Origin of the sequence: Microbacterium sp. 22242 (genome assembly GCF_052045495.1) — a bacterium.
In the GTDB taxonomy this organism is placed as follows: Bacteria; Actinomycetota; Actinomycetes; order Actinomycetales; family Microbacteriaceae; genus Microbacterium.
In genome coordinates this window covers 156,259-164,786 of record NZ_JBQEOZ010000009.1, presented here as the reverse complement: position 1 = coordinate 164,786, position 8,528 = coordinate 156,259, and the positions used below count along the sequence as shown (strand labels likewise).

6 protein-coding genes are annotated in these 8,528 nt (G+C 69.7%); all 6 read left to right on the top strand.

Annotation, left to right across the window (positions count from 1 at the left end; translation table 11 throughout):
* The coding region (locus ACTJJZ_RS11835; RefSeq protein WP_440719769.1) for a bifunctional aldolase/short-chain dehydrogenase at positions 1 to 1,938 on the top strand (1,938 nt) is incomplete at its 5' end.
* Between the two features lie 127 nt (positions 1,939 to 2,065).
* The gene (locus ACTJJZ_RS11830; RefSeq protein ID WP_440721392.1) at positions 2,066 to 3,103 is read left to right on the top strand and encodes a LacI family DNA-binding transcriptional regulator; all 1,038 of its coding nucleotides are present in this window, start codon (positions 2,066 to 2,068) and stop codon (positions 3,101 to 3,103) included.
* A 66-nt stretch (positions 3,104 to 3,169) separates the two neighbouring features.
* Entirely contained in the window at positions 3,170 to 4,519 is a 1,350-nt protein-coding gene (locus tag ACTJJZ_RS11825) for an ABC transporter substrate-binding protein (RefSeq protein WP_440721391.1), read from the top strand.
* Positions 4,516 to 5,448, top strand: a complete 933-nt coding sequence (locus ACTJJZ_RS11820; RefSeq protein ID WP_440721390.1) for a carbohydrate ABC transporter permease — start codon at positions 4,516 to 4,518, stop codon at positions 5,446 to 5,448. The genes ACTJJZ_RS11825 and ACTJJZ_RS11820 overlap by 4 nt, the downstream gene beginning before the upstream one ends.
* Positions 5,445 to 6,350 (top strand): carbohydrate ABC transporter permease, encoded by a 906-nt coding sequence (locus ACTJJZ_RS11815; protein WP_440721389.1) that lies wholly within the window; start codon positions 5,445 to 5,447, stop codon positions 6,348 to 6,350. Before ACTJJZ_RS11820 ends, ACTJJZ_RS11815 begins: the two co-directional genes overlap by 4 nt.
* The gene (locus tag ACTJJZ_RS11810) at positions 6,347 to 8,482 is read left to right on the top strand and encodes a beta-galactosidase (RefSeq protein WP_440721388.1); all 2,136 of its coding nucleotides are present in this window, start codon (positions 6,347 to 6,349) and stop codon (positions 8,480 to 8,482) included. The genes ACTJJZ_RS11815 and ACTJJZ_RS11810 overlap by 4 nt, the downstream gene beginning before the upstream one ends.
* Positions 8,483 to 8,528: the final 46 nt, after the last annotated feature.

Sequence of the window (8,528 nt, the reverse complement as noted above, 5' to 3'; positions counted from 1 at the left end):
GTGACCGGTGAGCCCGTGGAGTTGTTGTGGGTGAAGGGTTCCGGGGGTGATCTGGGGACGCTGACGGAGCAGGGTTTGGCGGTGTTGCGGCTGGACCGGCTGCGGGCCCTCGTCGACGTCTACCCGGGGGTGGAGCGTGAGGACGAGATGGTCGCCGCGTTCGATTACTGCCTGCATGGCAAGGGGGGTGCGGCACCGTCGATCGACACGGCTATGCACGGGCTCGTGGATGCCGCGCACGTCGACCACCTGCATCCGGACAGTGGGATCGCGATCGCGACCGCTGCGGACGGGGAGGCGCTGACGGCGCGGATCTTCGGGGGGCGGGTGGCGTGGGTGCCGTGGCGGCGTCCGGGGTTCCAGCTGGGTCTGGACATCGCGGCGATCAAGGCGGCGAGCCCGGACGCGGTCGGGTGCATCCTGGGCGGGCACGGGATCACCGCCTGGGGGGACACGTCGGAGGAGGCGGAGGCGCACTCCCGGTGGATCATCGAGACCGCGGCGGCGTTTATCGCCGAGCACGGGAAGGCTCAGCCGTTCGGCGGGGCCCGGGCTGGGTTCGAAGCGCTGCCTGACGGCGAGCGGCGGGCCCGGGCGGCGGCGTTGGCGCCCACCATCCGGGGCCTCGCGTCGACCGATCACCCCATGGTGGGGCATTACACGGACACGGACGTGGTGCTGGGCTTCCTGGCGTCGGAGAACGCCCCCCGCCTGGCCGGGCTGGGCACGAGCTGCCCGGATCATTTCCTGCGCACCAAGGTGAAGCCGCTGATCCTGGACCTGCCCGCGACGGCCACGGTGGAGGAGCAGATCGCGCGCCTCACCGAGCTGCACCAGGAGTACCGGACCGAGTACCAGGCGTACTACGACGCGCACGCCGTCCCTTCGACAGGCTCAGGGACCGGGAGCCCGGCGATCCGCGGCGCGGACCCCCTCATCGTCCTCATCCCCGGCGTCGGCATGTTCTCCTACGGTGCCAACAAGCAGACCGCCCGCGTCGCGGGCGAGTTCTACGTCAACGCGATCAACGTCATGGCCGGCGCGGAAGCCCTCTCCACCTACACCCCCATCTCGGACGCGGAGAAGTTCCGCATCGAGTACTGGGCGCTCGAGGAAGCGAAACTGCAGCGCATGCCGAAACCGCGCTCCCACCAGGGGCGGATCGCGTTCGTCACCGGCGCCGCGAGTGGCATCGGCAAAGCCATCGCCACCCGCCTCGCCCGAGAAGGCGCCTGCGTGATCATCGCCGACCTCGACCTCACCAAAGCCCAAGCCGCCGCCGCCGAGCTCGGGGGCACGGATGTCGCGATCGGGGTCGCCGCGAACGTCGCCGACGCCGACGCCGTCCAGGCCGCGCTCGATGAAGCCGTGCTCGCGTTCGGCGGAGTCGACCTGATCGTCAACAACGCCGGCCTGTCCCTGTCCAAACCCCTCCTCGAAACCACCGAGAAGGACTGGGACCTGCAGCACGACGTGATGGCGAAAGGATCCTTCCTCGTCTCCCAGACCGCAGCGCGGATCCTCATCGAGCAGAAACTCGGCGGCGACATCATCTACATCTCCTCCAAGAACAGCGTCTTCGCCGGACCCAACAACATCGCCTACTCCGCCACCAAAGCCGACCAAGCCCACCAAGTCCGCCTCCTCGCCGTCGAACTCGGCGAACACGGCATCCGCGTCAACGGCATCAACCCCGACGGCGTCGTCCGCGGCTCCGGGATCTTCGCCTCCGGCTGGGGCGCCAACCGCGCCGCGACCTACGGCGTCAAAGAAGAAGACCTCGGCCAGTACTACGCCAACCGCACCATCCTGAAACGCGAAGTCATCCCCGAAAACGTCGCCGACGCCGTCTACGTCCTCACCGGCCCCGACCTCACCCGCACCACCGGACTCCACATCCCCGTCGACTCCGGCGTCGCCGCCGCCTTCCTGCGCTAGGAGACGATGCGAGCGAGCTTGCTCACCAGCCGGGCATGAGCGGGCATCCTTCGCCTGCAGGAGTCCACTCTTGACTACGTAGTCAGATTCGGGTTACGCTCGCTCTGCCTGTCAGAGAGGAGGGGTGATGCCCGAAGCCGGATCCCGCGCCAAGCGCGTGTCGATGACGGATGTCGCCCGGCAGGCGGGGGTCTCCCAGAAGACGGTCTCGCGCGTCGTGAACGAGGAGCCGTACGTCACGGACCCGGTGCGCGAGCGCGTGCTCGAGGTGATCGAGCGGCTCGGTTTCCAGCCCAACGAGGCCGCGCGTGCGCTGGTCGCCGGACGCGGCCGCCGCATCGGCGTGGTCGCGATGGGCGGCAGCACCTTCTTCGGCCCCACCTCCGTGCTCGCCGGCGTCGAAGCCGTCGCCCGCGGCGCGGGCTACGCGCTCAGCGTGATCCGCACGGATCCGGGGGCGGGCGACGACATCCAGGAGGCGATCAATGCGCTGGTCGGGCAGGGATCCGAGGCCATCGTGCTCTCCGAGCCGGTCGACTTCGGCACCGGCCCGCTGAGCATCCCGGACGGCATCGAGGCACTCACCTTCGGCATGGAGCCGGTCACCAGTCATCCTCGCGAACTCGTGGTCGGCGCGGACGAGCGGGGCGGGTCCCGCACCGCCGCGGAGCATCTGCTGGTGCAGGGGCACAGGACCGTGCACCACATCGCCGGCCCGATGAACTGGCTCGCCAGCCACAGCCGGCTGGCCGGCTGGCGCAGCGCCCTGGAGGACGACGGTGTCGAGATCTCCGATCCGCTCGTGGGCGACTGGACGCCGCAGAGCGGATACCACGCGATGACGACGCTTCTGGAGACCACCGACTGCACTGCGGTGTTCGTCGCGAACGATCAGATGGCGATCGGGGCGATGTCCGCCATCGAGGCCGCGGGCAGACGCGTCGGCGAGGACGTCGCGGTGGTCGGCTTCGACGACATCGACGTCGCGGCCTACCTGTCCGTGCCGCTCACCACCGTGCGCCAGGACTTCGCGGAGATCTCGCGGATCGGCATGCACCGTCTTCTTCGCGCGCTGGAGGGCCATGCTCCCGAGAGCCTGCAGCGCGCGCTCCCCGCTCAACTCGTGATCCGCGAGTCGAGCAGCACCCCCTCGTCCGCGCGCTAGATCGACCCACAACGCCGTGACCGGCGCCGGTTCGCAATATGACTACGTAGTCAGGAGTCTGAATCCATGATCCCCGCCTCTGCTCCTCCTCCGGGCATCTCCCGGCGGAGCCTTCTGCGGCTGCTCGCCGTCACGGGCAGCGCCGCCTTGCTGAGCCCCGCCCTCGCGGCCTGCGCGTCGACACCGACCGCGCCGATCCGCTCCGGCGCCGTCGACCTGTCCTTCTGGACGCATGACGACGGCTACATCGCCTTCTTCACGAAGGCGGTGCCGCTCGCCGACGCGAACTCGTCGTTCCGGTACGCGCTGGACATCACCAAGGCCGGCGCGGCCGACATCGTCACCAAGCTCATCGCGCAGGCCGTCGCAGGCACGGGCACCCCCGACGTGGTGGGTCTGGAGATCGGCAACTTCGCCCGGATGCTGAGAGGCGACATCGCGGCCGAACTGCTCAGCGACTTCACCGCCGCGGTGGCCCCGATCAAGGACGACCTCATCACCGCGCGGCTCACACCGTTCAGCAAGGACGGCCGCCTCTACGCGCTCGACTCCGACACCCCGCTGACCGTGCTCTATCACCGCGCCGACGAGTACGAGCGGCTCGGCCTCTCCACCGATTTCGGCACCTGGGAGGAGTTCGGCAGGGTCGGCGCCGCGCTCGCGAAGCGTGAAGGCGTGGCGCTCGGCGCGGTCGCGACGAGCGATCCCGGCGGCACCGTGCAGAACTTCCAGATCCATCTGCTGCAGCGCGGAGGCGACCTGTTCGACGCGGACGGCAAGGACGCGCTGCAGACCCCCGAGGCCGAAGACGCCCTCGCGTTCCTGGCGAAGTCGGTGCAGTCCGGCGCGCTGGCCACCGTCGCCGACATGTACGGGCCGAGCGTGCAGAGCGGCCTGAAATCGGGCAAGATCCTGGGCGTCAACATGCCGAGCTGGTACGCCAGCTACGGCATCAAGCCGAATGTGCCCGAGCAGAAGGGGAAGTGGCGCATCGCGGCGCTGCCGCGGTTCGCGAAGGGCGGCGGCCGCACGGCGGTCGGCGGCGGCACCGGTTTCGCGGCGCTGCGGGGCAAGCCGGGAAGCGAGGCCGGGATGCACCTGATCACGACCGCTTATCTCGAGCCGGCGCAGCAGGTCGCGCGCTACAAGGCCATGGGCTACCTGCCGACCCGCCGCTCGGTGTTCGACTCGGCGGAACTCGCCGCACTCGAGGACGACTATTTCGGCGGACAGCGCCTCTTCGAGACCTACCGCGACATCGTCGACGACGTGCCCGACTTCCACCAGAGCGCGAACAGCTCGATCATGAGCACCGTGCTCTCCGGGCACATCCTGCGCGCATACAAGGGCCAGGTCAGCGCCGCGCAGGCGCTCGCCGACGCCACGACCGACTTCCGAGGGCAGGCCAGGCGATGAGCACCCACACCGAACTCACGGTCGTCCCCGCCCTGCGCACTCGTCGCCCCCGCGGCGGCCGGATCCGCGGGGGCGCGGCCCCCTACGTCTTCATCGCGCCGTTCTACCTCCTCTACGGCCTGTTCATGATCGTGCCGGTGCTCGCCGCGATCGCGCTGTCGCTCACCGAATGGGTGGGTCTCGGCGCACCGGACTTCGTCGGGCTGCGGAACTACGCCGACCTGTTCGGTGACACCAGCTTCGGGGGCGCGCTGATCAACTCCACGATCTACACCGCGATCGCCGTGCTGATCGTGGTGCCCGTGGCGCTGCTCGTGGCGCAGGCGCTGAACGCCCGGGATCTGCGGCTCCGGGACATGTTCCGGGTGGCGTACTTCGTGCCGATGGTGCTCTCGCCGATCGTCATCGCGCTCATCTACAGCCTCATCTTCGATCGCGACTACGGTCTGCTCAACGCCTCGCTGCAGGCGCTGTTCGGGCTGCCGCACGTCGACTGGCTGGGGGATCCGACGATCGCGAAGGGAGCGATCGGCTTCGTCCTGCTGTGGCGCACGGTCGGCTACCTGACGATCTTCTTCCTCGCCGCCCTGCAGAACGTGCCCGGTGAGCTCTACGAGGCCGCCGCGCTCGACGGCGCAGGACCGGTGCGATCGTTCTTCACGGTCACCCTGCCGGCGATCCGGCCCGTCACCGCGTTCGTGGTGGTGACCTCGTTCATCAGCGCCGCGCAGCTCTTCGACGAGCCCTACCTGCTAACCAAGGGCGGGCCGGGCGAGGCGACCCTGAGCGTCGCCATGTTCATCTACCGTGCCGCGTTCGAGCGGCAGCAGTTCGGGTACGCGGCCGCCGCCGGCGTCGTGCTCTTCGCCATCGTGTTCGCCATCAGCCAGGGCCTGAACCGGCTGCTCGGCATCGGGAGGGAATCATGACCGCCGTCGCTCAGACCCGCACGCCCGCGCCCACGCGCGCCGCGGCACCGCCGCCGCCGCGGGTGCGCCCCGCCCGGCCGGGTGCCGTGGCCCGGCGCGTACTGCTCTACGTCACGCTCACCGCTCTTCTCCTCGTGTTCATCGCGCCGCTGGTGTGGGCGCTCAGCGGATCCCTGAAGGAGCGCGGTGACATCTTCGCCGTGCCGCCGACCCTGATCCCGAACCCTCTGACGTTCGAGAACTACGTCAACCTGCTGTCCACCCAGCCGTTCGTCGCCTGGTTCGGCATGAGCGTGGGCACATCGCTGCTCGCGACCGTCGTGTCGGTGTTCGTCTGCGCGCTCGCCGGCTACGGCTTCGCGAAGTTCCGGTTCCGTGGCAAGCGGGTGCTGTTCGCCATCATGTTCAGCTCGCTGTCGATCCCGTTCGCGGTGATCCTGGTGCCGCTCTTCATCCTGGTCACCAAGAGCGGCCTGGCGAACCCGTGGTTCTCGCTCATCGTGCCGTGGGTGGCGCCTGCGTTCGGGATCTTCATGATGCAGCAGTTCATCGTGCAGTCCGTTCCGGACGACATCATCGAGGCGGCGCGGATCGACGGCTGCAGCGAGTTCGGCACGTTCTGGCGGGTCGTGCTGCCGCTGCTGCGTCCCTCTCTCGGCGCGCTGGCCGTGTGGAGCTTCCTGCAGAGCTACAACAGCTTCATGTGGCCGCTCGTGCTCGTCTCCGACTCGAACCAGTACACGCTGCCGCTCGGGCTGAACATCCTCTTCGCCTCGGAGAACCGCTCCTACGACCTCGTGCTCGCCGGGGCGGTGCTCGCCTCGATCCCGACGATCCTCGTGTTCATCCTGCTGCGCAAGCAGCTTCTCGAGGGACTCACCGCCGGGGCGGTGAAGGGATGACCGCGACCGCCGCCACCACCACGAACACCCCAGGAGGGAACCCGATGGGACACTTCGACGAATCGGTGCTGTTCGGCGCCGCGTACTACCACGAGTATCTGCCCAGCCCCCGGCTGGATGAGGACATGCGCCTCATGGCGGAGGCGGGCTTCACCGTCATCCGCGTCGGCGAGTCGGTGTGGTCGACCTGGGAGCCGGAGGACGGCGTCTTCGACCTGGACTGGCTCGAGCCCGTGCTCGATGCGGCGCACGCGCACGGCATCAGGGTCATCCTGGGCACGCCGACGTACGCCGTGCCGATGTGGCTCGCGCGACAGCTGCCGGAGGTCAACGCCGAGCGCCGCACCGGCGAGCGGATGGGCTGGGGCGCCCGGCAGGAGATCGACTACGCGCACCCCGCCTTCCTGTTCCATGCGGAGCGGGTGATCCGCAGGATCGTCGGGCGGTACGCCGCCCACCCGGCCGTGATCGGCTACCAGGTCGACAACGAGCCGGGCATGGTCGCGTTCTCGAACGACCAGGTCTTCCAGCGCTTCGTCGACGCGCTGCGCCGCGAGTACGGCACGGTGGCGGAGCTGAACCGGCGGTGGGGCCTCACCTACTGGTCGCACCTGCTCTCGGACTGGTCGGACCTCTGGCGGCCGGACGGCAACGCGCAGCCGCAGTACTCGCTCGCCTGGCGGCGGTTCCAGGGCGCGATCACGACCGGCTTCATCTCCTGGCAGGCCGAGCTGGTGCGCGAGTACGCCCGCGACGATCAGTTCGTGACGACCTGCATCGCCTACGACCGGGAGACCGCGGACGAGGAGCGGCTCACGCGGAGCCTCGACATCACCGCGGGCAACCCGTACTACCGGATGCAGGAAGGGCTGCAGCTGCCGAACAGCGACGATCCGCCGCAGTTCTGGACGAGCAGCGGCGTCTGGGCGCTGATCAACTCGGCGGACCGGATGTACGGCACGAAGCAGGCGCCGTTCCTGGTGACCGAGACGAACGCGCAGGCGATCGGCATGGCGTGGATGAACGAGCCCGCCTTCGACGGGCAGTGGCGTCAGGCGGCGTGGGCGCTCGTCTCGCGCGGCGCCGCCATGATCGAGTACTGGCACTTCCACACGCTGCACGCCGGAGCCGAGACGTACTGGGGCGGGATCCTGCCGCACAGCCAGCAGCCGGGCAGGGTCTACCGTGAGCTCGCGCAGCTCGGTGCGGAGCTCGGCGCGGCCGGCCCACGGGTGGCCGGGCTCACCCCGGACGCCGACGTCGCGATCCTGTTCGACACCGACAGCAAGTGGGCGCAGGCCGAGCACCCGTCGCTGAACATCGCGGGCGAGCCCGACCGGCGCGCGTTCCACACCGTGCGCAACGCCTTCGTGCGCGGCGTCTTCGACGCGGGGCTGCAGGGCAGGGCGGTGCATGCCGCACAGCTGAGAGGGCAGGATCCGGCGGCGTACGCGAAGGAGATGCCGGTGCTGGTCGCCGCGGCCTTCACGATCGCGACCGACGCGGATCTGGTCTGGTTGCGCGACTACGCGGCGGCAGGCGGCCACCTCGTGCTCGGGATCCGCACCGGCTACGAGGACGAGCAGGCGCGGGCCAGGATCGAGCGCAAGCCGGCGCTGCTGGATGAGGCCGCGGGAGTCGGGTACGACGAGTTCTCGAACCTGCGCACGCCCGTCCCGGTGCAAGGGTCCGCCGCTCTGCCGCTGCCGGAGGGCACGCAGGCGACGCTCTGGGCGGACGGACTGCAGGTCGACGGCGCCGAGGTGCTCGCCGACTACGTGCACCCGCACTACGGTCGCTGGCCCGCGGCGACCACGAAGCGGCACGGCGCGGGGCGGATCACGTACGTCGGCACGGTGCCGGATCACACGTTCGCGCGGGCGATCGCGGACTGGGCGGTGTCGGTCGGCGGCGGGGAGCCGGGCTGGCGTCCGGACTCCGAGACGCAGTCGGTGCAGAACTCGCGCAACAGCGCGGGCGAGGCGATCCACGTGATCCACAACTGGTCCTGGCAGCCGAGCGCCTACCCGCTGCCGGAGGCCGCGCAGGACGTGCTCACCGGACAGGAGCTGCCCGCAGGATCCGTGCTGGAACTCGGATCCTGGGACGTGCGAATCCTCGCGTCCCGCTGACCGCAGCAGAGGGGGCCGTCATCGCGGCGGCCCTCTCCGCCTCCGG